Source organism: Micromonospora cathayae, assembly GCF_028993575.1.
GTDB classification, from domain to species: Bacteria; Actinomycetota; Actinomycetes; order Mycobacteriales; family Micromonosporaceae; genus Micromonospora; species Micromonospora cathayae.
Window position 1 is genome coordinate 5,619,158 of the sequence record NZ_CP118615.1, and the last position, 25,373, is coordinate 5,644,530.

23 protein-coding genes are annotated in these 25,373 nt (G+C 72.6%); 1 reads left to right on the plus strand and 22 read right to left on the minus strand.

Annotation, left to right across the window (positions count from 1 at the left end):
* Positions 1-22: 22 nt before the first annotated feature.
* The 11 genes from PVK37_RS24825 to PVK37_RS24875 all read right to left on the minus strand — a co-directional run bounded on the left by PVK37_RS24825 (position 23) and on the right by PVK37_RS24875 (position 11,707).
* The gene (locus tag PVK37_RS24825) at positions 23-808 is read right to left on the minus strand and encodes an enoyl-CoA hydratase/isomerase family protein (RefSeq protein WP_275030219.1); all 786 of its coding nucleotides are present in this window, start codon (positions 806-808) and stop codon (positions 23-25) included.
* Positions 805-1,140 (minus strand): VOC family protein, encoded by a 336-nt coding sequence (locus tag PVK37_RS24830; RefSeq protein WP_275030220.1) that lies wholly within the window; start codon positions 1,138-1,140, stop codon positions 805-807. Before PVK37_RS24830 ends, PVK37_RS24825 begins: the two co-directional genes overlap by 4 nt.
* The gene (locus PVK37_RS24835; RefSeq protein WP_275030221.1) at positions 1,137-2,120 is read right to left on the minus strand and encodes an LLM class flavin-dependent oxidoreductase; all 984 of its coding nucleotides are present in this window, start codon (positions 2,118-2,120) and stop codon (positions 1,137-1,139) included. Before PVK37_RS24835 ends, PVK37_RS24830 begins: the two co-directional genes overlap by 4 nt.
* An 8-nt stretch (positions 2,121-2,128) precedes the next feature.
* Positions 2,129-3,100: an enoyl-CoA hydratase/isomerase family protein gene (locus PVK37_RS24840; protein WP_275030222.1), complete on the minus strand. Its 972-nt coding sequence runs from the start codon at positions 3,098-3,100 to the stop codon at positions 2,129-2,131.
* Between the two features lie 17 nt (positions 3,101-3,117).
* Positions 3,118-4,110 (minus strand): LLM class flavin-dependent oxidoreductase, encoded by a 993-nt coding sequence (locus PVK37_RS24845; protein WP_275030223.1) that lies wholly within the window; start codon positions 4,108-4,110, stop codon positions 3,118-3,120.
* Positions 4,107-5,759, minus strand: a complete 1,653-nt coding sequence (locus PVK37_RS24850; protein WP_275030224.1) for a class I adenylate-forming enzyme family protein — start codon at positions 5,757-5,759, stop codon at positions 4,107-4,109. The genes PVK37_RS24845 and PVK37_RS24850 overlap by 4 nt, the downstream gene beginning before the upstream one ends.
* A complete protein-coding gene (locus tag PVK37_RS24855; protein WP_275030225.1) occupies positions 5,756-6,763 on the minus strand; it encodes an LLM class flavin-dependent oxidoreductase in 1,008 nt (335 codons plus the stop codon). The genes PVK37_RS24850 and PVK37_RS24855 overlap by 4 nt, the downstream gene beginning before the upstream one ends.
* Positions 6,760-7,881: an LLM class flavin-dependent oxidoreductase gene (locus tag PVK37_RS24860; protein ID WP_275030226.1), complete on the minus strand. Its 1,122-nt coding sequence runs from the start codon at positions 7,879-7,881 to the stop codon at positions 6,760-6,762. The genes PVK37_RS24855 and PVK37_RS24860 overlap by 4 nt, the downstream gene beginning before the upstream one ends.
* 80 nt (positions 7,882-7,961) lie before the next feature.
* Positions 7,962-8,984, minus strand: a complete 1,023-nt coding sequence (locus PVK37_RS24865; RefSeq protein WP_275030227.1) for an acyl-CoA dehydrogenase family protein — start codon at positions 8,982-8,984, stop codon at positions 7,962-7,964.
* A 13-nt stretch (positions 8,985-8,997) separates the two neighbouring features.
* A complete protein-coding gene (locus tag PVK37_RS24870) occupies positions 8,998-10,149 on the minus strand; it encodes an acyl-CoA dehydrogenase family protein (protein WP_275030228.1) in 1,152 nt (383 codons plus the stop codon).
* Positions 10,136-11,707, minus strand: a complete 1,572-nt coding sequence (locus PVK37_RS24875) for an AMP-binding protein (RefSeq protein WP_275030229.1) — start codon at positions 11,705-11,707, stop codon at positions 10,136-10,138. The genes PVK37_RS24870 and PVK37_RS24875 overlap by 14 nt, the downstream gene beginning before the upstream one ends.
* A gap of 69 nt (positions 11,708-11,776) precedes the next feature.
* Between PVK37_RS24875 and PVK37_RS24880 the strand changes: the two genes are divergently transcribed.
* Positions 11,777-12,832 (plus strand): MBL fold metallo-hydrolase, encoded by a 1,056-nt coding sequence (locus tag PVK37_RS24880; RefSeq protein WP_275030230.1) that lies wholly within the window; start codon positions 11,777-11,779, stop codon positions 12,830-12,832.
* Positions 12,833-12,940: 108 nt separating this feature from the next.
* On the opposite strand, the gene PVK37_RS24885 is transcribed toward PVK37_RS24880, so the two are convergent.
* Genes PVK37_RS24885 through PVK37_RS24935 form a run of 11 tightly spaced genes read right to left on the minus strand, consistent with a single transcriptional unit; the run spans position 12,941 to position 25,183 of the window.
* A complete protein-coding gene (locus PVK37_RS24885) occupies positions 12,941-14,503 on the minus strand; it encodes a class I adenylate-forming enzyme family protein (RefSeq protein ID WP_275030231.1) in 1,563 nt (520 codons plus the stop codon).
* Positions 14,500-16,104: a class I adenylate-forming enzyme family protein gene (locus PVK37_RS24890; protein ID WP_275030232.1), complete on the minus strand. Its 1,605-nt coding sequence runs from the start codon at positions 16,102-16,104 to the stop codon at positions 14,500-14,502. The genes PVK37_RS24885 and PVK37_RS24890 overlap by 4 nt, the downstream gene beginning before the upstream one ends.
* Positions 16,104-16,598, minus strand: coding sequence for a VOC family protein (locus PVK37_RS24895; RefSeq protein WP_275030233.1), 495 nt, complete (start codon positions 16,596-16,598; stop codon positions 16,104-16,106). Before PVK37_RS24895 ends, PVK37_RS24890 begins: the two co-directional genes overlap by 1 nt.
* Positions 16,599-16,630: 32 nt before the next feature.
* Positions 16,631-17,608, minus strand: coding sequence for an SDR family NAD(P)-dependent oxidoreductase (locus PVK37_RS24900; RefSeq protein ID WP_275030234.1), 978 nt, complete (start codon positions 17,606-17,608; stop codon positions 16,631-16,633).
* Complete coding sequence (locus PVK37_RS24905; protein ID WP_275030235.1) at positions 17,605-18,789, minus strand: acetyl-CoA acetyltransferase; 1,185 nt, start codon at positions 18,787-18,789, stop codon at positions 17,605-17,607. The genes PVK37_RS24900 and PVK37_RS24905 overlap by 4 nt, the downstream gene beginning before the upstream one ends.
* On the minus strand, positions 18,779-20,218 hold the full coding sequence (locus PVK37_RS24910) for a zinc ribbon domain-containing protein (RefSeq protein ID WP_275030236.1): 1,440 nt from the start codon (positions 20,216-20,218) through the stop codon (positions 18,779-18,781). The genes PVK37_RS24905 and PVK37_RS24910 overlap by 11 nt, the downstream gene beginning before the upstream one ends.
* Positions 20,209-21,000, minus strand: a complete 792-nt coding sequence (locus PVK37_RS24915) for an ABC transporter ATP-binding protein (protein ID WP_275030237.1) — start codon at positions 20,998-21,000, stop codon at positions 20,209-20,211. The genes PVK37_RS24910 and PVK37_RS24915 overlap by 10 nt, the downstream gene beginning before the upstream one ends.
* Complete coding sequence (locus PVK37_RS24920; RefSeq protein ID WP_275030238.1) at positions 20,997-21,890, minus strand: ABC transporter permease; 894 nt, start codon at positions 21,888-21,890, stop codon at positions 20,997-20,999. Before PVK37_RS24920 ends, PVK37_RS24915 begins: the two co-directional genes overlap by 4 nt.
* Positions 21,891-21,892: 2 nt before the next feature.
* The gene (locus tag PVK37_RS24925; RefSeq protein ID WP_275030239.1) at positions 21,893-22,816 is read right to left on the minus strand and encodes an ABC transporter permease; all 924 of its coding nucleotides are present in this window, start codon (positions 22,814-22,816) and stop codon (positions 21,893-21,895) included.
* Positions 22,813-23,634, minus strand: coding sequence for an ABC transporter ATP-binding protein (locus tag PVK37_RS24930; protein ID WP_275030240.1), 822 nt, complete (start codon positions 23,632-23,634; stop codon positions 22,813-22,815). Before PVK37_RS24930 ends, PVK37_RS24925 begins: the two co-directional genes overlap by 4 nt.
* Positions 23,635-23,659: 25 nt before the next feature.
* The gene (locus PVK37_RS24935) at positions 23,660-25,183 is read right to left on the minus strand and encodes an ABC transporter substrate-binding protein (RefSeq protein WP_275030241.1); all 1,524 of its coding nucleotides are present in this window, start codon (positions 25,181-25,183) and stop codon (positions 23,660-23,662) included.
* Positions 25,184-25,373: the final 190 nt, after the last annotated feature.

A 25,373-nucleotide genomic window follows, 5' to 3' on the forward strand; every position in this document is an offset into this window, starting at 1 on the left:
GGCCACGGTCAGTGGTCAGTGGTCAGTGGCCGGTGAAGGTGGGGGTCTCGCGGGCCAGGAACGCCGCCACCCCGGCCGGGTGGTCGCGGCTCACGGCCAGCGCGGCCTGCTCGGTGGCCTCGGCCCGCAGCGTGTCCACCAGCGGACGCCAGGCCGACTCGGCCAGCAGCCGCTTCGACGCCGCGTACGCCCGGGTCGGTCCGGCGGCGAGCCGGTCGGCCAGCGCGCGGGCGGTGGGTTCGACGTCCGCCGGGGCGACCACCTCACCGGCGAAGCCCCAGCCGACCGCCTGTTCGACGGTGAACGGCTCGGCGAGCAGCACCAGCGCCGCCGCGCGGGCCGGACCGACCGCCCGGACCAGGGTGGCCGACAGACCCGAGTCACAGGTCAGGCCGACCCGGGTGAACGCGGTGGACAGGGTCGCCGTGGCCGACCAGACCTGGAGGTCGCAGGCGAGCGCGAAGCCGAGACCGGCCCCGACGCAGGTGCCGTTGACCGCCGCGACGACCGGTTTGGGCATCGTCGCCAGCAGCACCGTGATCGGGTTGTAGTGCGCCTCGACGGTGTCCGCCGCGCCGGCCGGGTCGGTCCGCAGGGCCGCGTCGAGTTCCCGCAGGTCCTGGCCGACGCAGAAGGCCGGGCCGCTGCCGGTGAGCAGCACGGCCCGGACCGCGTCGTCGGCGGCGACCTCGCGCAGCGCGTCCAGCAGCGCCGACTTCACCGCCAGGTCGAGGGCGTTGCCGGCGTCGGGGCGGTGCAGCCGTACGGTCGCGGTGGCCCCGTCCCGCTCCACCCGGACGGCGGTCACGGCAGCCGCTCGTACACGACGAGGGGGTTGCCGCCCGGGTCGACGACCACGACGCGCCGCTCGTGCGGCCCGGTGGTCGGCGGGCCGGCGGTGGCCCCGGCCGCGACCAGCCCGGCGACGCAGGCGTCCAGGTCGTCCACCTGGACGCTGAGCAGGGTCCGGCCGGCGACGGGCTGCTGGCTGCCGTCGGCGAGGCCGACGGTGACCGTGCCGTCGGTGAGCGCGGCGTACCGGTCCCCGTCGCGGAACCGCACGGTCAGCCCGAGGGCGGTGTAGAAGGCGAGCTGGGCGTCCAGGTCGTCGGCCGGGACGATGACGTGTCCGATCCTCATCGGCGGAACCTCGGCATGACCTCGCGGGCGAACCGCTCGACGATCTCGATGGACCGTTCGATCGGCAGGCCCAGCCACTGGGCCCGGAAGACGAAGTGGTTGTAGCCGGCGTCGGCGAAGTCCTGGATCTTCGCGGCGATGTCGTCGGGTGAGCCGAAGAACAGCGCCTTCTCCTTGATGGCGTCCCACTGCGACTCGAAGAAGTCCATGCCGTACTGCACGTACTCGCCGTAGGAGCGGCGGACCGCGTCCCCGGCGATGGCGTGGGCGTCCTCGGCCGAGTCGGCGACGCACAGGTCCCGGTGGATCGGGAAGACCGCGTCCTGCTCGTCGAAACCGGCCGCCCGGCGCTGCTCGCGGTAGTCGGCCAGGTTGCCGACCGCCCAGTTGCGGCGCACGTTCGACGGGGCCAGCCAGGGCAGCCCCTGCCGGGCGATCCGGGCGATGCCGGTCGGGCCGTTCGCGCCGACCCAGACCGGCGGGTGCGGACGCTGCACCGGCAGCACGCTGCACCGCACCCCGTCCAGGGCGAAGTGTTTCCCCTCGTGGTGCACGGTCTCGCCGGTCCAGAGCCGCTGCATCACCGCCAGCGCCTCGTTCATCCGGGACACCCGGGTCCGCCGGTCGATGCCGAACGAGGCGAACTCGACGTCCCGGTAGCCGGAGCCGATGCCGAGCACGAACCGGCCGCCGGACATCTGGTCGATGGTGGCGATCTCCTCGGCCCAGTGCACCGGGTGCCCGAGCGGCAGGATCAGGATGCCGGTGCCCAGTTGCATGGTGCCGGAGTGGTCGACCAGCCGGCTCAGCAGCGGCAGCGGCTGCGGGGTGCTCAGCGACGACAGGTAGTGGTGGATGCCGAACACCGAGTCGTAGCCCAGGTCCCGGACGTGCTGCACGTACTCGACCGTCTCGTCGAGGCGTCGCCGCAGGTCGTCGCCGGGCGGGTACTGGTGGTCGAGGAGGATGCCGAACCGCACCGCGGGGCCTACTCTTCCCGCGAGCGGGTGTCGCTGAGCCGGAAGTACGGCGCGACCAGCCGGTCCCGGTCCTCCAGGGCCTGCCGGATGCCCTTCTCCCGGCGCTCCTTGAGGAAGTTCCAGTCGCCCTCGTCGAAGCTGACGTTGGTGGCCCAGCCGTGCCCGACCCAGCCGGTCATCGCGCCCAGGCCCTTGCCCCGGGCCTCCATCACGATCTGCATCATCGACTTGCCCATCATCAGCGAGTCCAGCGGCATGACCGCGATCGCGTCGGCGTAGTCGTCCACCCAACGCTGGAGTTCCTCGCGCGGGACGACCTTGGTGACCAGGCCCTTGCGCTCGCCCTCCTCCGCGCCGATCGCCCGCATGGTCAGCATGACGTCCTTCATGGTGGTCAGGCCGACCTTCTCGATCCAGTGGTACATGTCCTGCGGGGCGGGGCCGAGGTACCGGAACGCCGGGTGGGTGAACCGGGCGTCCGGGCTGGCGATGACGATGTCCGCCGACAGGGCGATCTGGAAGTGGCCGCCGTAGCAGTAGCCCTGCACCTGGCAGATGGTCGCCTTCAGCGACTCGATGATCGGGCGGGTGAAGCCGGAGCTGAGCACGTTGCGGTCGGGCAGGATGCGCTGCCGCTGCGCCGGCCGCCGCCGGGACGCCTTGTCCGTACCGGTCTTGTAGCCGATGTAGTGGCCGAGTTCGGCGGCGTCCGCGCCGGTGCCGAAGTGCTCGCCCTCCCCCTTGAACACGATGACCTTGACCCGGTCGTCGGCCTCGGCCTCCCGGACCAGGTCACCGACCCGTTCGAAGGCGGCCACCGGGATGGCGTTGAGCCGGTCCGGGCGGTCGAAGGTGATGGTGGCGACGGCCCGGTCCTCGTCGACGTCGTACCGGACGTACCTGGCGAGGGCCTCGGGGTCGACCTCCATGTTCTCGACGTCCCACTGGTCGGCCAGCAGCTCGGCTTCGGTCTTCTTCACGGCGGATCCTTAGGTGGTCAGGTGGTGCGGAAGGCGGGGATCACTTCGGTGGCGAACAGGCGGAGCGAGGCGCGGACCTGCTCGGTGGGCATGCCCAACCACCCGGGACGGAAGATGAGGTGGTCGAAGCCGAGGTCACGTAGGGCGGAGATCCGTTCGATCAGGAACTCCGGCGAGCCCAGCAGCAGGGTGTTGCGGACCAGTTCGTCGAACCGGTCCCGTTGCCAGCGCAGCGCCGGGTACTCGGCGTAGGTGGAGTACTCGCGTCGGGCGTGCGGCAGCGCCTCGTCCACGGCCCGTTCGGTGGTCGGCGCGCAGTACAGCTCCACCCCGACGGGGCGCTGCACCGACGCCGGGTCGCGGCCGTACTCGGCCAGCGCGTCGTTGTAGACGGCCAGGTGCTCGGGCAGGAACCGGCGGCTCGGCGAGTTGCCCGGCGCGTACCAGGCGTCGCCGAGCCGGGCCGCCCGACGGACCGCCTTCTTGCCGCCGGCGCCGATCCAGATCGGCGGGCCGCCCGGGGTCAACGGCCGGACCCCGATGGTGGCGTCGGTCTGCGGGTAGAACTCGCCGTGGTGGGTGACCGGTTCGCCGCTCCACAGCGCCCGGATCAGCCGCAGGCTCTCGTCGAAGCGACGGAACCGGGCCTCCGGGTCGATACCGAAGGCGGCGAACTCGTTGTCCCGGTAGCCGGCGCCGACCCCGAGCACCACCCGCCCGCCGGAGAGGTGGTCCAGGGTGGCGAACTCCTCGGCGACGTGCACCGGGTGGAACATCGGCAGCAGCAGGATGCCGGTGCCGAGCAGCATGTCGCCGGAGCGCGGGATCAGGCTGGCCAGCATCGAGATCGGCTGCGGGGTGGCCAGGTTCGACTGGAAGTGGTTGATCGTCCACACCGAGTCGTAGCCCAGCTCGGCGGCGAGTTCGACGGTGCCGAACAGGTCGTTCAGGTGCCGGCCGAGGTCGTCGCCGTGCGGGTACTGGTGGGACGCCATGATGCCGAACTTCATGACCGCTCCCCTCCCTCCGATGACAGCGCCGCCACGCGGCTGGTCCCGTCGGCCTCCGGCCCGGGGGCCGCGACGCGGCTGGTCTTGCCCGCCTCCGGCAGGGGTGCCGCCACGCGGCTGATCTTGCCGGTGCTGCTGCGTTCCAGGGCGGGCACGAACTCGATCCGCCGGGGTGTCTTGAAGTGCGCGAGCCGGTCCCGGGCGTACGCGACGATCCGGTCGGCCAGGTCGGCGTCGGTGACCGCGTCGTCGGTCTCCCGGACGACCAGCGCCACCGGGATCTCGCCCAGCCGCTCGTCGGGTCGGCCGAGCACCCGGACGTCCCGGACCAGCGGGTGGGCGCGCAGCTCGTCCTCGATCTCCTCCGGCCACACCTGGAAACCACCGCACTTGATCATGTCGCGTTTGCGGCCGACCAGGAACAGCACGCCGTCGGCGTCGACGTACCCGATGTCGCCGGTGTGCACCCAGCCGTCGCGGACCAGGTCCCGGGACGCCTCGGCGTCGTCGACGTACCCCCGGGTCAGCGCGGAGCGGACCACCACCTCGCCCTCCGCGCCGGTGGGCAGGGCGGTGCCGGCGTCGTCCCGGATCTCCAGTTCCACGCCCGGGTAGACCCGACCGGCCGACCCTGGCTTCCAGCGGCCGGCCTTCATGTCCCGGCCGGTCCAGCCGGCGATGTGGCCGGCCTCGGTGGAGCCGTAGTTGACCAGGATGGGGACCCGGTACCGCTCTTCGAAGGCGCGGCGTACCGGCCAGGAGATCGCCTGCCCGGCCACCAGCACCGACTTGACCCGCTCGAACGGGAGGTCCCGTTCGGCGTGCACGATGTCGAAGACCATCGTCGGCAGCAGGAACAGGTTGTCGAAGGCGAACCGGTCCATCAGGTCGGCGAGCCGGTCCACCCCGAAGCGTTCCCACACCACCGCGGCCCGGCCGACGAAGAACGCGAACAGCAGCGAGTGCTGACCGCCGCTGTGGAACAGCGGCAGGGCGATCAGGTTCGGGGCGGCGTCGGGTGCGGCGGTGCCCTCGGCGTCGGTGCCGGTGCTGACCCGGGCCAGCCGCATCAGCGACTCGCGGGTCCCGCCGTGGGTGACGCTGACCGCCTTCGGTCGTCCGGTGGTGCCGCCGGTGAACAGGATGCACGCCTCGGCCTCCGGCGCGACGTCGACCGCCGGCACCCGGACCTCGCGCTGCCAGGGCAGCGACGGCACCCCGGGGACCGTGCCCAGCACGGACCGGACCGCGACCGGACCGGCGGCGGACCCGGCGGCGGAGGAGGAGGTGAGGAACTCGGTGACCACGTCGGGGCGGCGGCCGTCGACCAGCAGCAGCCGGGGATTGGTCTTCGCCACCGACTCGGCGAGTTCGGCGGCGTTGTAGAGGCTGCTGACGGTGACCGGCACCGCCCCGACCTTCCACGCGCCGAACAGGAAGAACACGATCTCGGGGCCGTTGGTCAGGTAGCAGGCGACCCGGTCACCGGCGCCGACGCCCTCGGCACGCAGCGCGGCGGCGACCCCACCGGCCAGCAGGTCGATCTGGTCGAAGGTCCACGACCGGCCGTCCTCGCCGTACAGGCCCGGTACGGCAGGGCGGTCGGCGCACCGGCCCTGGAGGATGCGGGCCAGGTTGTCGGCGGTCATCGGGACACCTCGCCGACGGTCGCCGGGGCACTGACCCGGGGGATGACCTCCGCGCCGAAGCGGGCGAGCTGTTCCATGGCCTCGTCCTGTCCCGCGCCGACGAACTGGTGCCGCAGCGAGACCTCGGTGATGCCGAGTTCGGTCTCCCAGCGGCGGAGCTTGGCGACGATCTCGTCCGCCGAGCCGACCAGGCAGTCCTCGGCCAGGTACCGGTCCAGGTCCAGGGACTGGGCGTCGTCCCACGACTTGTAGCCCGCGTACTGGCGTTGCAGGTGCGGGCGGACGGCCGCGACGGCCGCCGGGTAGCTGTCGCCCAGGTACGCCTCGCGGCTCATCGGGTACTCCCGGTCCAGGTCGAAGCCGTGCTCGGCCAGCACCGCGCGGTAGACACCGAGCAGCCGGGCGAGTTCCTCGTCGTTGCCCTTGGGGCCGATCAGCCACGGGGCGTCCAGCCGGGCGGCCCGGCGGATGGCGGGTTCGGCGAACGCGCCGATCCACAGCGGCGGGCCGCCGGGTTGCACCGGGCGCAGCGCCAGCGAGGCGTTCGGGACCTCGCCCCAGGTGCCGGCCAGGTCGACCGTCTCGCCGTTCCACAGCGCCCGCAGCGTCGGCACGTACTCACGCAGCCGGCGCAGCCGGTCGTCCCAGGCGACCCCGAAGGCGGCGGTCTCGCGTTTGCGGTAGCCGGCGCCGATGCCCACGGTCAGCCGGCCGCGCGACAGCACGTCGAGGGCGGCGAGGTCCTCGGCGAGGGCGATCGGGTTCAGCAGCGGGGCGAGCAGGACGCCGAAGCCGATGCGGACCCGCGAGGTGGCGTGGGCGAGGTACCCGGCCAGCGGGACCGGTTGGACGAACGCCGACCGGGCCAGGTAGTGGTGTCCGAGGTAGACGGCGTGGAAGCCGGCCGCCTCGGCGGCGACCGCCTGCGCCAGCACACCGTCGATGCCGTCGACGGCGGAGGCCGACGGGTCGAACTGGGCGCTCAGGAAGCAGCTGATCCTCACCCGACGACCGCCTCGGCGGGCGGCACGGTCACCCGGTCGCCGGTGCCGTCGCCGGCCGGACCGGCGGCGCTGTCCTGGGCGCGGAAGTGCGGGATGACCTTGGTGGCGAACTCCTCCATCGACTTCAGCGCGGCCCGGCGGTCCAGTGACGGGATCCGCAGCCAGCCGATGTAGTGGTTGATGCCGAGCTGTTCACGCAGCATCTCGATGGTCTCGATGACCCGTTGCGCGGAGCCGAAGTTCCCGCCGTGGGTGAGGGTCTGTTCGAGGGTGAGCAGTTCGATGTTCTTCGCCACCGCCGCGTAGTAGGCCCGCTCCTGTTCCATGGCCTCTTCCGAGCCGGGGATGACCTTGCCGACCGACTTGTAGTAGTTCAGCGCGGCCTGGGCTGCCGTGCGGAGGCCCTCGTCGCCGTCGCCGCACCAGACCTGCTGCATGAACGGCAGGTCGTAGGTGGTGATGTCGAACCCGTTGTCCCGCATGCTCTGCCGGTAGAGGCTGAAGTTCTTCTGCATGATGCCCAACGGCGTGAAGTTCGGCGAGGTGATGATCGACTCGCCGCGCGCGCCGCGTTCCCGGAAGCTGTCCGGGCTGACGGTGCCCTGCAGGATCGGCGGGCCACCGGGGGTGAACGGCCGGGGGTAGGTCGTGACGTTGTCGTACTGGAAGATCTGCCCGTGGTAGGAGAAGTTCTCCTGGGACAGCGCCAGCCGCAGGATGTCCAGGGTCTCCTGGTAGCGGACCTTGGACTCGGCGAGCGGTACGCCGAAGCCGGCGAACTCGGCGGGCTGGTAGCCGCGCCCGACACCGATGGTGGCCCGGCCGCCGCTGAGCACGTCGAGGGCGGCGATGTCCTCGGCCAGCCGCAGCGGGTGGTGCAGCGGCAGCACCAGGACGGCGGTGCCGATGGTGATCCGGGTGGTGCGCTCGGCGACGGCCATGCCGAAGTTCAGCGGGCTACCCAGGATGCCGTACTTCGAGAAGTGGTGTTCGGCCAGCCAGATCGAGTCGAAGCCGAGTTCGTCGGCCAGTTGGATCTCGTCGAGAGTCTCGCGGAGCACCTGGTGGTCCGATGCGCCGTCGGCCACCGGGAACAGGTTCATGATTCCGAACTTCACGGCCTCTCCTCATTATTCCGACCAGCCGGTATGTTACTGCCCTGGCTGGTACCACGCAAGGTTTTCGCAGCTCAGGACGGTTAGGACCGGCGTGCCCGCACCCGCAGCTCGCCGGTCCGGCGACGGTGCCACGAGCCCCGCCCGCACCGGGCGTCCAGCACGAACGCCCGCCGCAGGAACAGGTGCGGGTCCGCCTCCATGGTGATACCCATCCCGCCGTGGATCTGGATGCACCGCTCGGCGGCAAAGATGGCCGCCCGGCCGGCAGCCGCCTTGGCGGCGTGCACCTGGATCTCGGCGTCCGGACGGTCGTTGTCGACCGCCCACGCGGCGTACAGGGTCAGGTCCCAGGCGGCCTTGCGGGCCGTGACGGCCTCGGCGAGCGGGAACGCCACCCCCTGGAACGAGCCGATCACCCGGTCGAACTGCCGGCGGGTGCGGGCCTGCTCGGCGGCCAGGTCGATCGCCCCCTGCGCGACGCCGCACAGCTCGGCGGCGACCACCAGGGTGGCGCGCTGCGGCCCGCTACCCGCCGGGGCGACCCCGTCCGGGGTGGACAGCACGACGTCGGCCAGCGGGACCGACGGGTCGAACGAGCGACGCGCGGTGACCTGCGCCGGCGCGGCGGTCCAGACCCCGGCCGGCCCGAGCACGACCAGGCCGTCCGCCTGCTCCGCGTACGGCACCAGCGTCCGGGCCAGCGGGTCGGTCGGCACCCGGTCGGCCCAGCCGGCGGCCCCCGGTACGTCGACCGCCGGGGTGAGCACCCGCCGGCCGTCGAGCAGGTCGTCGGGGAGCGGCGCGGCGCGCCCGCCGTCGCCGCAGAGCAGCTGGACGGCGGCGGCGTGCGCCGGGAAGCGGCTCGGGACCAGCCGCGCGCCGAGCGCCTCGACGGCGACCAGCAGGTCGATCAGACCCGACCCCACTCCCCCGGCCGCCTCGGGCACGCCGAGCAGCCCGAAGTCGCGCAGCAGCGGCCCGTCGCAGGCCGGGGCCTGCCACCGGCCGGACAGGACGGTCCGGGCCGTGACGCCCTCGGCCGCCGCGAGGGCGCCGACGGTCTTGCCGATCTCCAGTTGCTCCTGGGTGAAGGTTGCCCGCATGCGGTCACTCCGCTCAGCGTGAGCGGGGCAGGTTCAGCACCCGCTCCGCGAGAATCGACTTCTGGACTTCCTCCGTGCCGCCCTCGATGGTGTGGGCGCGGGCACGCAGGTAGCGACGCATCCGGGCGGCGGCCCCGTCGCCGTCGAGCAGCACCCCGCCGGCCTCGTCCAACTGCACCGCCAGCCGGTTGGCGTTCTGCACCACGCCGGCCCAGAGGCTCTTGAGCGCCGAGGTCTCCGGGCCCGGCACCCCACCGGCCCGGCTCTCCCCGAGCATCCGCATCGAGCCGATCCGGACCGCCTCGGCGTCGCACTGCAACGCGCCCACCGTGTCGACGAAGGCGCTGTCGTCGGCCATGCCCCGCTCGACCGCCAGGTCGATCACCCGGTCCACCGCCTGCCGGGCCCACACCCACAGGTTCAGCGCCATGCTGCCGCGTTCGAACGCCAGGGTGGTGAGCGCGACCCGCCAGCCGTTGCCGACCCCGCCGAGCACGTCGGCGTCGGGGACGAACACGTCGTCGAGGAACATCTCGTTGAACTCGGTGTCCCCGTTGATCATCTCCAGCGGGCGGACGGTGAACCCGTCCATCGGCGCGAGGAAGTAGGTGATGCCCTGGTGCTTCGGCGCGTCCGGGTCGGTACGGGCCAGCAGCAGACAGCGGTCGGCGTTGTGCGCGTTGGAGGTCCAGATCTTCGCGCCGTTGATCAGCCAGCCGCCGTCCACCCGGGTCGCCGCGGTACGCAGGCTGGCCAGGTCGGACCCGGAGCCGGGCTCGCTGAAGCCCTGGCACCAGTACTCCTCGCCGCGCAGGATCCCGGGCAGGTGCCGGGCCTGCTGCTCCTGCGTGCCGTGCGCGATGATGGTCGGCCCGGCCAGCATCATGCCGACCCCGTTGAGCGGGTAGGGCGCACCGCGTACCGCGGCCTCCTCGTTGAAGACGGCCTGCGCCAGCGCGTCCATCCCCCGGCCGCCGTGCGCGACCGGCCAGGACAGGCCGGCCCAACCGCCGGCGCACAGCCGGTCCTGCCACACCCGGGACCAGTGCTCGCGCTCGTCCTGGGACAGCTCCTCCTGGTCGGGCACATCGTGCAGCGCCCCGTCGAGCCAGTCGCCGACCTCACGGCGGAACGCCAGGTCGTCGACGCTGTCAGCGAAGTCCATGTCCGCCTCCCACCAGGTCGGTCCGGTCGGGGGTCCCGGTACCCCGGGTCAGTCGGGCCTTGTAGAGCTTGCCGTTCGGGTCGCGGGGCAGCGCGTCGCGCACCACGTAGGACGCCGGGCGTTTCGGCTTCGCCAGCCGGTCGGCGAGGTAACGGCGCAGCTCCGCGACGGCGGTGTCGGGGTCCGGGGCGGCTTCCCCGAGCACCACGTGCGCCTGGGGCACCTCGCCGAACTCCGGGTCGGGCACGCCGACCACGCCGACGTCGGCGACCCAGTCGTGGCCGATCAGCGCCGCCTCGATCTCGGCCGGGTAGACGTTGACCCCGCCGACCAGGATCAGCTCGGCGGCCCGGCCGGTGATGTACAGGAAACCGTCGGCGTCGACGTGGCCGACGTCCCAGACGGTCATCAGGCCGTCGCGGCGCGCGCCGTCGGTCTTGTCCGGGTCGTTGTGGTACTCGACCCGGTCGTTGCCCTGCCGCATGTACACGATGCCGGTCTGCCCGACCGGCACCTCGTTGCCCAGTTCGTCGAGGATGCGCAGGGTGGAGATGGAGGCCGGCCGGCCGACCGTGCCGGGGTGGGCGAGCCACTCGTGCGGACGGGCGATGGTGGTGCCGACCTCGGTCGAGCCGTAGTACTCGTAGACGACCGGGCCGAACCAGTCGAGGATCCGCTGCTTGACGTCGCGGGGGCAGGGCGCGGCACCGTGCAGCACGTACCGCAGCGACGAGACGTCGTAGCCGGCGCGCACCTCGGCGGGGAGTTGCAGCAGCCGGTAGAAGTGGGTCGGCACCATGCTGGTCCCGGTGACCCGCTGGTCCTGGACCCGGCGCAGGAAGCCCTCCGGCGTCCAGCCGTCCATCAGCACCATCGTGCCGCCGGCGTGCAGCGCGCCCATCGCCGGGGTGATGTTGGCCGAGTGGTACATCGGGGCGGAGACCAGCCACGACCCGAAGGCCGGGCGCTCCATCCCGAACTCTTGAAACAGCCACCGGTAGGTGAGCGCGCCGGCGTCGGCGTCGATGCCGCTCAGCGGCCGTTTGACGCCCTTGGGCCGGCCGGTGGTGCCGGAGGTGTACATCATCAGCGAGCCGGCCGGCGTCTCCGCCGGGCTCGTGGCGGGCATCCCGGCGGTGAGGTCGGACAGCGGCCGGGCCCGCTGGGGCGTGCCGTCGACGAAGACGTGTACGCCGGGCTGCGCGGCGGCGACGACGATGTCCTCGACGCGTTCCGAGCCGACGACCACCTTCGCCCCGCTGTCGGCGAGGATGTAGGCGACCTCGGGTTCGGTGAGGTGGTAGTTGAGGGTCACCAGGTAGAGCCCGGACTGCATGGCGGCGAGGTACAGCGCGACCAGACCGGCGCTGTTCGTCATCACCGCCGCCACCGTGTCGCCGACCTGGAGGCCCGTGTGCTGGCGCAGACCGTGGGAGATCCGGTTCACCTCGGCGAACAGGTCACCGTAGGAGATCCGCCGATCGTCGGCGGTCACGATCGCGCACAGGTCCGGCTCCGCGGCAGCCCACAGCCGAAAGCCGGTCCGCTCCTCGCTCATCGGACTCCTTGAGTTAGATTCCGACCATCCGGTATGTTGTTGGAGTCACACTAAGGGAGCCGCCCGACGATGTCCAGACCCGTGAGCGACGCACACGCCGCCAGCTACCGCGCCCGTCAGGTACCGGCCCCCACCGAGGTCGTCGACGGGGTGTGGGCCATCCCCGTCCCGCTGCACGGCAGCGCCCTGCGGTACGTCACCGTCTTCCTGATCGCCACCAGCGACGGCCCGGTCCTCGTCGACGCCGGCTACGACCACCCGAGCTGCTGGACGTCGTTCCAGCGGTCGGTGGCGTCCGTCGGCCACCGGGTCGAGGCGATCACCACCGTCCTGCTCACCCACAACCACCCCGACCACGTCGGCTTCGCCGCCCGCCTCCGGGAGGTCTCCGGCGCGCGGATCGTGATGGGGGCCGCCGACGACTTCGCCACCCTGCACCGCACCCGGGGCGGGTTCCTCACCCAGTTGCGCGCCGCGCTGGACCTGACCGGGGCGCCACCCGAGGTGGTCGCCGCCATGTACGCCGACGCCGTCGCGGTCGCCGTGCACCACGAGGACCTGCGCCTCGACGTGGCGCTGACCGGCGACACCGCGTTCCGCTTCGGCGACGTCACCATCCACGCCGTGCCGACCCCCGGGCACACCTACGGGCACACCGTCTACCTCGACAGCCGGGGTCTGGTCTTCACCGGCGACACCATGATGCCCGAGGGACCCACCCAGCTCGCCATCGTCAGCCGGCCCGACGACGACCCCGCCGGGGACCTGTTCCGGTCCCTGGCGCGCATCGCCGACCTCGGGGCCACCGTCGCCTGCCCGGCCCACCAGTACCCGTACGGCGACGTCGCCGGCCGCGCGCGCGAGCTGGCGGCCTTCCACCGGGGCGAGGTCGACCGGGTCCGGGAACTGGCAGCCTTGCACCAGGGCGGAGTCGAGCGGGAGCTGGCGGCCTTGCACCAGGGCGAGGTCGACCGGGAGCTGGCCGACGGTGCCGCCACCGCGTGGCAGCTCGCCCAACGGCTGACCTGGAAGAAGCCGTGGGGCGAACTGGGTCGCGGCACCCGGCGGTTCTCGCTGGTGCACACCCTGGCCCTGCTCCGCAACGCCACCCGCCCCGACCGGTAGCGCGGGCCGCAGAACGCCACCCGCGCCGACCGGTAGCGCGGGCCGCAGAACGCCACCCGCCCCGACCGGTAGCGCGGGCCGGTGCCGGCCGGCCCGCACCACCGCGGCTCAGCCCGCCGGACGGTCGGCGCGGTCGGTCTCGTACGTCCAGTCCGGTCGCAGCGACGGGCGCAGCTGCCGCAGGTCCCGCTTGAGCACCTTGCCCGACGGGTTGGTGGGGAACTCCGGCACCAGGTAGACCTCCTTCGGCACCTTGAACCGGCCCAGCCGCTGCCGGGCGTGCGCGATCAGCTCCTCCGGTGCCAGCCCCGGCCGGGCCACCACGAACGCCACCGGTACCTCCTGCCACACCGGGTGCGGCGCGGCCACCACCGACGCGGCCAGCACCAGCGGGTGGTCGGCGAGCACGTTCTCGATCTCGGCGCTGGACATGTTCTCCCCGCCGCTGCGGATCATGTCCTTCAACCGGTCCCGGATGTAGAGGTAGCCGTCGGCGTCGAACCGGCCCACGTCGCCGGTGTGGAACCAGCCGTCCCGGAACGCGGCCCGGGTCGCCTCCGGGTCGTCCAGGTACCCGGGGCTGACCTTCGGTCCCCGGGCCACCACCTCGCCGTCGGTGCCGACCGGCACGTCGTCGCCGGCCGGGTCGACCACCCGGACCTGCACCCAGGGCACCGGAATGCCCACCGAGCCCTGCTTGGACTCCTGGTGGGCCCGGTCCAGGTAGGTCAACGCGCTGCACGTCTCGGTCAGGCCGTAACCCTCGATCAGCCGGGCGTTCGGGAAGAGCCCCCGGGCCACCGCGAACAACGCCGACGTCACCTGCGAATAGATCAGCCAGCGCACCGACGACAGGTCCGCCCCGGCACCCGCCTCCCGGCGGACCATGTCGAGCATCGTCGCCGCCAGCACCATGCCGGTGATCCGCTCGGTCCCGATGGCCCGCAGCACCGCCGCCGGTTCGAACCGCCGTTGCAGCACCATGCACCCGCCGACGTGCCAGATGCCGTACCCGGGCAGGTCGGTGCCGCCGACGTGGTACAGCGGCGCGACGTTCAGGATCCGGTCGTCCGGGCGCAGCCCCAGCTCGACGACCTGGGCGTGCATGTTCATGTTTACGTTGCCGTGGGTGAGCAGCACCCCCTTGGGCAGGCTGGTCGTGCCGGAGGTGTAGACGATCCGTTGCAGGGCGTCGCCGTCCAGGTCGGCGTCCGGCACCCGGGCGCCCCGGTACGCCTCGACCATGGCCCGCAGGTCCACCCAGCGGTCGTCGACCGGTTCCAGCGCGAACCGGCGTACGCCGGGCAGGCCGGCGAGCGCGGCGTCGGTGAGCGCGGCGAACTCCGGTACGGTCGCCACCGCCTCGACCCGGGCGTGCCCGAGCAGCTGGGCCAGTTCCCCGGCCGTCAGCCGGTAGTTCAACGGCACGAAGACCGCCCCGAGCTTCGCCAGCGCCAGGGACAGGATGAGGAACTCCGGCACGTTGTTCGCCACGATCGCCACCCGGCTGTCCCGGCGTACCCCCTCGGCAGCCAGCCCGGCGGCCAGCGCGTTGACGTCCACGTCGAGCTGGTGGTGGGTCCACCGGCGGTCCTCGAAGACCAGCGCGTCGGCGTCGGCGAACCGCCGGGCGTTGCCGGCCAGCATCGCGGCGATGTTCGCCGTGCTCACCCGGCCACCGCCGGAGCCGGCGCGTCAGCCGCGCCAGGAGAACCGGCCGGGGAGCCGGTCGAGGCGTCGGCCGGGCCCGGGGCAGCGGGCGGGGCGTCCCGCAGGCTGCGCTTGAGTACCTTGCCGGAGTCGTTGCGGGGCAGCGACGACACGATCTGCACGTACTTCGGCACCTTGTACCGGGCCAGCTCGGCCCGGCAGTGCTCGCGCAGACCCTCGGCGGTGACGGTCGCGCCGTCGCGGAGGATGACGTACGCCTTCGGCACCTCGTCCCAGGTCGGGTCCGGCACGCCGACCACGGCGACCTCGGCGACGTCCGGATGCCGGGCGATCACCCGCTCGATCTCGGCGCTGGCGATGTTCTCCCCACCGGACTTGATCAGGTCGGTGCGGCGGTCCACGAACCACAGGTAGCCGTCGGCGTCGATCCGGCCGACGTCACCGGTGAGGAACCAGCCGTCCCGGCGGGTCCGCCGGTTGGCCTCGTCGTCGCGCCAGTAGCCGGGCGACACCTTCTCGCCCCGGACCACGATCTCCCCCGCCTCCCCGGGCGGGACCGGCCGGAAGTGCTCGTCGACGATCCGGACGTGCACCCCGGGGAACGGTGCGCCGAGCGCGCCCAGCTTGCTCTGCTCGTGCGCGGCGTCCAGGTAGCAGATCCCGTTGCACAGCTCGGTCATCCCGAACGTGTCGACCAGTCGGACGTGCGGCAGCCGCCGCTTCACCTCCTGCCGTACGCTCGGCGCGACCCCGGCGAACAGCAGGTACCGCAGCGTGCCGAGGTCCGGTGGCGGGTCCAGGTCGAGCAGCCCGAACAGGATCTGCGCGGCCAGCACCATGCCGGTGATCCGCTCCTCGGCGGCGATCCGGGCGATGTCGGCGGCCTTGAACGTCGGCGTCAGCACCATCGTCGCGCCGGCCACGAAGATCGCCAGCCCGGGGGCCTCCAGCCCGCTGACGTGGAACAGCGGGGCGGAGACCAGGATCCGGTCGGCGGCGGTCAGCTCCAGTTCCAGCACCTGCGCCAGGTGGTTGGCGGTCAGGTTGCCGTAGGTGTGCACCACGCCCTTGGGTCGGGCGGTGGTGCCCGAGGTGTAGAGCAGCCGGTGCACGTCGTCCGGCCCCTTCTCGGCGTCGGCGACCCGCACGCCCGACGGCTGCCCGTCGAGGAGGGCGGCCAGCCGCCCGGCCCCGGCCACCACCCGGTCGCCGTTGGCGACCACGGTCCGGACCCCGGTGGCGGCGACCAGCCGGGCGGCGTCGTCGGCGAAGTCGTCGTCGTAGAGCAGCCCGGTGATGCCGGCCTGGTCGATGACGTACGCCTGCTCGTTCGGGTGCAGCCGCCAGTTCAGCGGCACCGAGATCGCGCCGAGCCGGGCCAGCGCCAGCAGTTCGACCACGTAGGTGCCGGTGTTGCGGCCGAGCACCCCGACCAGCTCCCCGGCCGCGATGCCCCCGTCGCGCAGGGCCGCGGCGTGCCGGTCGACGTCGGCGTCCAGTTCGGCGTACGTCCAGCGCCGGTCGCCGTCGACCAGGGCTTCCCGGTCGGCGCGGCGCAGCGCCTGCCGGCGCAGGTGCTCGGTGACGTTGCTGGTGGCCATCACGCGCCGCCGTTCCGCCGGTACTCCAGGATCTCCTCCCGGCTGGGCAGCGCCACGAACTCCAGCAGGTTGCCGTCGAGGTCGCGGGCGGCGAACGCGGTGAGGTACCCGTAGTTGTCGAGCAGCACCCGGTTCGGGGTGGTCAGACACTCCGCCCCGAGGTCCGTCAACCGCTGGTGCAGCTCGTCCATCTCGTCGACCGGCACCTCGAAGCTGAGCAGGAAGGTGCCCAGCTCCAGGTGGCCGCCGGTGGCGGTACGGGTCGGGGTGCCGTTCCACTCGATGAGTTCGAGCTGGCCGATCCGGCTGGGCCCCTGGAGGTACTGGACCCGGCCGGTGGTGCCGGCGGGCAGCCCCAGCGACACCTCGATACCGGGTCCGCCGACGTCGGTACGCAGCGTCTTGCGGTAGCCGAGCGCCTGCTCGTAGAAGTCGGCGGCCCGGTCCACGTCGGAGACGGTCATCGCCACGTGGTGCACTTCGCTGACCGGCATGGTGCCTCGCTTTCGGTGTGGTCCGCGCCGGTTCAGGCGGCGGGTCCGGCCGGGCTGGAGCCGCCGGCCGTCGGTCCGGTTCCTCCGGAGAGGACCCGCTGGATCAGGGTGACCTCGTCGGCCCCGCTGTCCGGAACGACGAAGTCGTCGAGCCGGCAGATCTCGTCGACGGCGGCGTGGATGTCGTCGGGCGTGGCCGGTTCGGGCCCGCCGTACCAGCCGGGGGTGACGCCGAGGAAGACCCGGCCGACCCGCCCGCCGCCGACGGTGAGGATGTGCCGGTTGAGCTGGCACTGCTCGGAGGCGAGGAAGGTGGCCACCGCGGCGACGTGCCGGGGGTCGAACCGGTCGGTGAGGTCACCGAGCAGGTTCTCGGTCATCCGGGTGGCCGCGGTGGGGGCGATCGCGTTGACCAGGATGCCGTGCCGGGCCCCCTCCAGGGCGAGCACGTTCATCAGGCCGACCAGCCCGGTCTTGGCCGCCCCGTAGTTGGCCTGGCCGAAGTTGCCGAACAGCCCGGACGACGAGCTGGTCAGCACGATCCGGCCGTACCCGCGCTCGACCAGGTGCGGCCAGGCCGGGCGGAGCACGTGGAACGCCCCGGCCAGGTGCACGTCCAGCACGGCGGTGACGTCGGTGTCGGACATCTTCGCCAGGGTGCGGTCGCGCAGGATGCCGGCGTTGTGGATGACCGCGTCGAGCCGGCCGTACTCGTCGACGGCCCGGCGGACCAGGTTCGCGCCGCCCTCGGCGGTGGCGACCGAGTCGGTGGACGCGACGGCGGTGCCGCCGGCCGCGCGGATCTCGGCGACCACCCGCTCGGCCGCGCCGGAGGACCCGGAGCCGTCGACCGCGCCGCCGAGGTCGTTGACCACCACCCGCGCGCCCCGTTCGGCCAGCGACAGGGCGTGGGCCCGGCCGATGCCGTTGCCGGCCCCGGTGACGATCACGACCCGGTCGTCCAGGCTGACCCGGGCGGTCACCGCCCCTTCCCCGGCACCGGCGCTCATCGCTCGTTCCCCAGGACCGCCACGAACGCCACGCAGGAACCCGGCTGGCCGCCGAGGTTCTGGGCGACCGCCAGCCGGGCGTCGGGCACCTGCCGTGGGCCGGCCTCCCCGCGCAGCTGGGTGAAGCACTCGAACATCATCCGCAGCCCGGTCGCGCCGATCGGGTGGCCGAACGACTTGAGGCCACCGTCGGTGTTGACCGGCAGCGCGCCGTCCAGGTCGTACCGGCCGTCGAGAATGTCCCGCCAGGCCTTCCCTCGCTCGGAGAACCCGAGATCCTCCATCAGAACCACCTCCGTCGGGGTGAAGCAGTCGTGTACCTCGGCCAGTGAGATCTGGGTGGCCGGGTCGGTGACGCCGGCCTGCTCGTACGCCTGCCGGGCGGCCGCCACCACCTCGGGGAAGGTGGTGAAGTCGTACCCGTCGGCGGCCAGCCCGGCCCCCGACCCGGCGACGAAGCCCATGCCGCGCAGGTACACCGGCCGGTCGGTGTACCGGTGGGCGTCCTCGGCGCGGACCAGGATCGCCGCGGCGGCCCCGTCGGAGACGCCGGAGCAGTCCATCACCCCGAGCGGGCCGGCGATCCGGGGCGACCGTTCCACGGTCTCGGCGGAGACCGCCTTGCGGAACTGGGCCCGTTCGTTCAACGCGCCGTTGGCGTGGTTCTTGGTGGCGACCTTCGTCAACGCGCTGCGCAGGTCCCCCTCGGTCAGCCCGTGCGCCCGCTGGTAGGCCGGGGCGAGCAGCGAGAACCCGGCCGGGGCGGTCCAGTCGACGTCGGTGCCGTCGGCGGGCGGGAAGACGGCGGACAGCCCGGAGTACGAGGAGTCCTTCAGCTTCTCCACCCCGGTCGCCATCACCATGTCGTACGCGCCGGACGCGACCGCGAACGCGGCGTTGCGGAACGCCTCCGAGCCGGTGGCGCAGTAGTTCTCCACCCGGGTGACCGGCTTGCCGACCAGCCGCAGCGGTCGGGCCAGGGTCTGCCCGGACATGCCCGAGCCCTGGGTGCCGACCCAGAACGCGTCGACGTCGTCGAGGGTGACGCCGGGCAGCGACCCCACGCACTCCTGCACCGCGTCGACCAGCAGGTCGTCGGCGGAGGAGTGCCAGTGGTCCCGGAACGGGGTGCAGCCCATCGCGACGATCGCGACGTCGTGGGCCATGCGCCTACTCGCCATCGGTGTCCCTCCACGGCCGGAGCTTCCAGAAGTAGTTGTGGATCGAGTCGGTGGTCCACAGCCGGCGGAACGTCGGCGTCATCGCCATCCCGACCGTGACGTCGGCGGGCGGCACGTCGGTGACGTAGGCGCTGAGCCGGCCGCCGCCGTCGACGTCGGCGACCACGATCGCCACGTCCGGCTCGGGCATGGTGGTCAGGTGGTCCCGGGTCACCGAGACCACCCGGGCGGTGCGGTCCCGCAGCGACACCTTCGCGGCCGGGTCGTCCGCGCCGACGATGCCGCAGGCCGCGCAGACCCGGCCGGGTGGGGTGGTGACCGCGCCGCACGCGCCGCACCGGCTGCCCTCCAGCCGGTACTTCCAGCCGGCCCGCCGGTACATCGGCGGGGACGCCGGGGCCGGGGCCGCCGGTCGGGCCGGGCCCTGCACGTCCAGCAGGCCCCGCCAGCGCAGGTACCGGCCGTAGCCGAGGGGCTGCCGGGCGGCGAGCTGGTCGTGGACCGACGGGCCGCGACGGGCCGCGCGTACCCCGTCGCCGACCCGGAGGACGAACGCGTCCGCGCCCTCGGTGGCCGACAGCAGCAGGATGGTCTCGCCGGGTTCGGCGGTGTCGAGGGCGGCGGCGAGCAGCAGCCCCGGGTGGGCGGTACCGGTGAACCCGGTGGCCCGTTCGAGGGCGGCGTCCTCGCCCGAGCCGCCCAGGGCGCGACGCAGCGCCGCCGCGGCGCGGGCGTTGGACGAGGAGACGACGACCCGGTCGACGGTGTCCAGGGACGCCTCGGCCAGGGCGCGGCGGGCCGCGTCGAGGCCGGCGGTGGCGAGGATCTCGGCGGTGAAGCGTTCGTCCCAGACCCGGTCGTGGCGTTCCCCGGGCAGCCGCCAGCGTTCCAGTACCTCGCTGGTGTGCCCGGCCCGCCCGAGCAGCACGGCGGCCCGGTCGCCGCCGCCGGCGAACGCGGCGGCGGCGTCGCCCTGGGCCAGCTCGTCGGGGGCCCCGGGGCGGGTGGTGCGCAGGTCGGCCAGGGCCGCCACGGCACCGGACCGGATGGCGAGGTCCAGGGCGGTCGCGCCGGAGCGGTGTCCGCGCAGGTCGACCGCGACCACGTCCGGGGCGAGCCCGAGGGCGGCGTGCACCACCGCGGCGGAGGTCTTCGCCTCGTACGGGGCGCTGGTGGTGGCGAGCAGCAGCTGCCGGCCGGGCGGGTCGACCGCGGCGACGTGCCGGAGCGCCTCGACGGCCAGGGTGATGGTGTCCTCGTCGAAGCCGGCGACGCTGCGGGCCGGGCCGCCGGGCCGGGGTGGCCCGGTGGCGTCGAGCCGGTTGTCGTGCAGCGCGTACGCCGGGAGGTGGGCCGCGTAGGCGTCGATGCCGGGTTGGTCGGGCATGGGGCGCGGGTTCTCCTTCAGCTCCACCGGGTTCAGTTCCACGAGGGAATGGCGGCGAGCAGTCGTCGGGTGTAGTCCTGCTGCGGTCGGTCCAGGACCTGCGTGACGTCGCCCTCCTCGACGACCCGTCCGGCGCTCATCACCGCGATCCGGTCGCAGAGGTCGCTGGCGAGCATCAGGTCGTGGGTGACGAACAGCAGGCCGATGCCGAGTTCGTCGACCAGGGTGCGGAACAGGGCCACCACCTTGGTCTGGGTGGTGACGTCGAGGGCGGTGGTGCACTCGTCGGCGATCACCAGGGCGGGCCGGGTGACGACGGCCAGGCCGATGGCGACCCGCTGGCGGAGGCCGCCGGAGAGTTGGTGCGGGTAGCTGTCCAGGACGCGGGCGGGGTCGCTGATCCGCATCTGTTCCAGCACCTCCACCGAGCGTCGTTCGACCTCGGGGCGGGTGATGTCGCGGACGTGGCGGCGCAGCACCTCGGCGAGCTGGGTGCGGACCTTCATCAGCGGGTTCAGGGACCGCGACGCGTCCTGGAAGACCATCCCGACGGCACTGCCCCGGACCCGGTCGGTGCGGTCGACGCCGGGGGCCACCACCGGGTCGCCGGCGAGCGTGACGGAGCCGCTCGCGACGCGGACGTTGCGGTCGAGCAGTCCGACGACGGAGCGGGCCAGGGTGGTCTTGCCGCTGCCGGACTCGCCGACCACGCCGACGATCTGGCCGCGCCGGATCTCCAGGTCGACGTCGTCGAGCAGGGGCAGGTCGCCGGTGGCGAGGCGGGCGGTGATGGACAGGCCCGAGATGGTCAGCAGTGCGCTCATCGCCGTCTCTTCCGCGGGTCGTGGTGGGTGAGCAGCGCGTCCCCGAGCAGGTTGACCAGGAGCACCAGCAGGGTGATGGCCAGGCCGGGGAAGAACGCGATCCACCAGGCCTGGCTGAGTTCGTCCTGGCCGGAGGCCAGCATCGAGCCCCAGCTGTTCATCGGCGGTACCACGCCGAGGCCGAGGAAGCTCAGCGCGCTCTCGACCAGGATGGCGGTGCCGACCTGGAGGGTGCCGAGCGCGACGATCGTGCCGGCGAGGTTGGGCAGGATGTGCCGGAAGACGATCCGGGTCTCCGACGCGCCGGCCGCCCGCAACCCGATCACGAACTGGCGTTCCCGGATGGCGAGGGTGGCCGAGCGGGTGACCCGGGCGCAGACGGCCCAGCCGGTGAGCGCCAGCACCAGGAACAGCACCGGCAGCGAGCTGCCCCGGTTCGAGATGATCGCCAGGGCGACCAGGATGAACGGCAGGGCCAGCTGGGCGTCGATGAGGATCGAGATGACCCGGTCCACCGTGCCCCGGAAGTAGCCGGCGAGCACCCCGAGCAGGGTGCCGGGGCCGATGGCGACGACCGCGCCGACCAGGCCGATCATGATGGTGAGGCGGCCGGCCGAGACGAACTGGGTGAGCAGGTCCTGGCCGAGCTTGTCGGTGCCCAGCGGGTGCGCCCAGGTGCCGCCGGGCAGGAAGCCGGGCGGCTGCCGGGTGGCGTCGAGGTTCTGGCCGGTCTCCGGGAGCAGCCCGGTCAGCGGCAGCACGAACACCGCGACCGCGACCACCGCCAGCGGCAGGGACAGCCAGAACACCGAGGTGCGGGCACGTCTACCGGTACGTTGCGGCGGGGTCGTCGCCACGGTGGCGACGGGGTCGACGTCGAGGCGGCTCATGGTCACCTCACCCTCGGGTCGACGATCGAGTGGATGACGTCGACGAGCAGGTTGAGCAGGACGAAGACCAGCGCGCCGAAGACGACGATCGCCTGCACGAGCGGGAAGTCACGGAACTGGATGGCCTGGAGGGCGAGCTGTCCGAGGCCGGGCCAGGAGTAGACGTACTCGACGGCGACCGCGCCGGAGAGCAGGATGCCGGTCTGGAGCACCACGATGGTGAGGATCGGCATCATGGCGTTCTTGAAGGCGTGCCGCCAGACCACCCGGGGTCGGCTGATGCCCCGGGCGCGGGCGGAGTCGATGTACGGCTCGGCGAGGGCCTCGCTCATCGACGCCCGGGTGAGCCGGGCGATGTGCGCCATCGGGTACACCGACATGGTCAGGGCGGGCAGGATCAGGTGCTTCGGGCTGCCGGACTGGCCGGCGGGCAGCCAGCCGAGCTTCACGGCGAACAGCACCACCAGCATCATGCCGAACCAGAAGACCGGCACCGACTGCCCGAGCAGGGCCAGGGTGGACGCGCCCCGGTCCCACCAGGTGCCCTCCCGGGTGGCCGCGAGCACCCCCAGCGGTACGCCGACCAGCAGGGCGAGGGCCATGCCGGCGGCGACCAGTTGCAGGGTGTACGGCAGCCGGTCGGCGATCATCGACGTGTTCGACTGGTAGAACTGCAACGACTGGCCGAGGTCGCCGGTGAAGACGCCCCGCAGGTAGTCGAGGTACTGCACGATCAGCGGCAGGTCGAGGCCGAGTTCCTGGCGCAGCGCCTCGCGCTGCTCGGGCGGGGCCATCGGGCCGAGGATGGTGGCGGTCGGGTCGCCGGAGAGGCGACCGAGCAGGAACGCCAGGCTGAGCGCGATGAGCAGCGACGCGAACAGGGACGCGACCCGGCTGCCGACGCGGCGGACGGTGCTGGCCTTCATCGGCGGGACCTCCATCGCGCGCCGGGCATCGCGGCCAGCAGTTCGCGCGTGTAGTCGTTCTCGGGGGTGACGAACACCCGCTCGCAGGGGCCGGACTCGACGACCCGGCCCCGGTACATGACGTGCACGGTGTCGCAGAGCGAGCGGACCACGGCCAGGTCGTGGCTGATCATCAGCAGCGCCGCGCCGGTGGTGGCCCGGATCTCCCGCAGCAGGGCCAGCACGTCCGCCTGGACGGAGACGTCGAGGCCGGAGGTCGGCTCGTCGGCGACGATGAGCCGGGGCCGCATGAGCAGCGCGCGGGCGATGCAGACCCGTTGCGCCTGGCCGCCGGAGAGCTGGTGCGGGTACCGGTCGAGGATCTCCGGGGCGAGCCGGACCCGGGCGAGCAGGTCGGCGTCGCCGATCCAGGAGGTGCGGCGGGGTTGCAGGGTACGCAGCTCGCGCAGGCCGGACCGGACCGACTGCCGGGGGTCGAGCGAGCCGTGCGGGTCCTGGAAGACCACCTGCACCTCGGGCCGCAGCCGGCGCAGCCGGGTCCGGCTGATCGTCGACAGCGGGTGGCCGAGCAGCCGGATCTCGCCTTCGCCGCGGACGCCGAGCCCGGTGGCGGCCATGGCCAGCGTGGTCTTGCCCGAGCCGGACTCGCCGACGACGGCGACGCTCTCGCCGGCGTCGATCCGCAGGGACACGTGGTCGACGGCGCGGAAGACCTCGCCGGTGCTGCGGTTGCGGTGGTCGACGACGAGGTCGTCCACCACCAGCACCGGGGTGTCCGTCTCCGGGGTGCGGGGGTGCCCGGCGGCGACGCCGGGCACCCCGTCTCCACTGCTTCGGACATCGTCAGCGGGTCGTCTTCGTGAAGTCCACGGTGTTCAGCGGGCCGAACACCACGCCGGAGACGCCGGGGGCGGTGGCGTAGTTGAAGACCTGCCGGTACAGCGGCACGTAGCAGTGCTTCTCGACCACGCTCATGGTGTTGAGCTGCTCGTAGATCGGGGCGGCCTGCTCGGTGCCGTCCTGTTCGAGCGCCTGCTGGGCGAGTTCGTCGATCTTCGGGTCGGGGCAGTTACCGGTGATCGACTTGGTCTTCAGGAAGCCGCTGACGAAGTAGTCGGGCACCGCGACGTTCGGCACCCCGGCGAAGATCGAGATACCGGGGACCTGGCGACCGATGATCCGCTTGACCAGCGTGCCGTAGTCGACCGGCTGGTAGGTGACCTTGAAGCCGGCCTGTTCGAGGCTGCCGCCGACGGCCTGGGCGACCTCTTCGATGTTGGTGTACTGCGCTGCCGGGTAGTGGATCTGCACGGCCGGGGCCGCGCCGCCGACGAGTTCCTTGGCGCGGGCCGGGTCGGCCTTGACGCTCTGCGCGGGCTGCTGGCCGGGCTTGACGTTGAGCAGTCCGGCGTCGGCGACGGCCTGGCCGTCGAAGATGCCCTTGACGATGGCGTCCCGGTCGATGGCCAGGGCGGCGGCCTCGCGCAGCTTCGGGTCGTCGAAGGGTGCCTTGGTCGAGTCGAGGAAGGCGATGATCTTCATCGCGGTCTCGGTGCTGACCACCTCGACACCGGCCGCCTTGGCCGCGCTGGCCTGGGCGGGCGGCAGGTCGAAGGAGATGTCCACGCTCTTGCTCTGGATCAGGGCGAGCCGCTGGGCGGCCTCGTTGGCCCAGGTGAAGGTGATGCCGGCGTTGGTGGCCTCGGTGCCCCAGTAGTCGGGGTTCTTCTTGACCGAGATGTCGCGGCCGGCGTTCGCGCCCGCCCAGACGTACGGGCCGGTGCCCACGGGGGCGGCGGCGAAGCCCTCCGAGCCCTTCTCCTGGTAGTACTTCGGCGGCACCAGGTAGACGGTGGTGAGCAGGTCCGCGATGTTGTACTGCGGGGTCTTGGTCTTCACCACGACGGTGGTGGCGTCGGGCGCCTCGATCGAGGCGACGTTCCCGAAGTAGGACTTCAGCTGCGAGGCGGCGCTGTCCCGGGTGAGGGTGATGGTGTTCGCGACCGCGGCCGCGTCCGCCTTCTCGCCGTTGCTGAAGCTGATGTCGGGCCGGACCTTGAAGGTCCAGGTGGTGGGGTCGGTCCGGGTCCAGCTGGTGACCAGCCCGGTGTCGGTCGGCGCGAGGTTGCTGTCGATGGCGATCAGCGGTTCGAGCATGGTGGCCCAGACGATCTGGGCGGAGCGGGCCCCGACGATCGGGTCGAGGGTGGCCGGCTGGGCAGCGAGCAGCGCCCGGATGGTCGCCGAGCCGTTCGACCCGGTCTCCTCGGGGTCGGACCCCCCGCATCCGGTCAGGCTGACGCTGGCGATCACAAGGGCGGCGGCCAGTGCCAGGGGCCGCCGAGAGCGCAGAGATTTCAAGATCATCAGTGGCGTCCTTCGCGGTGATGGACCCGTCACGTCTCGGCGTGAGGCGACGGTGACGTTCGCCACAAAGTACCGACCAGCCGGTATCAAGTCAACGGGTCAAGCGGGTATCTCGCGGATGACATCCGGGTCACAAACGGCCACCCACCAGCGACGTTGTGTTCATACCGACCGGTATGTATGATACCGC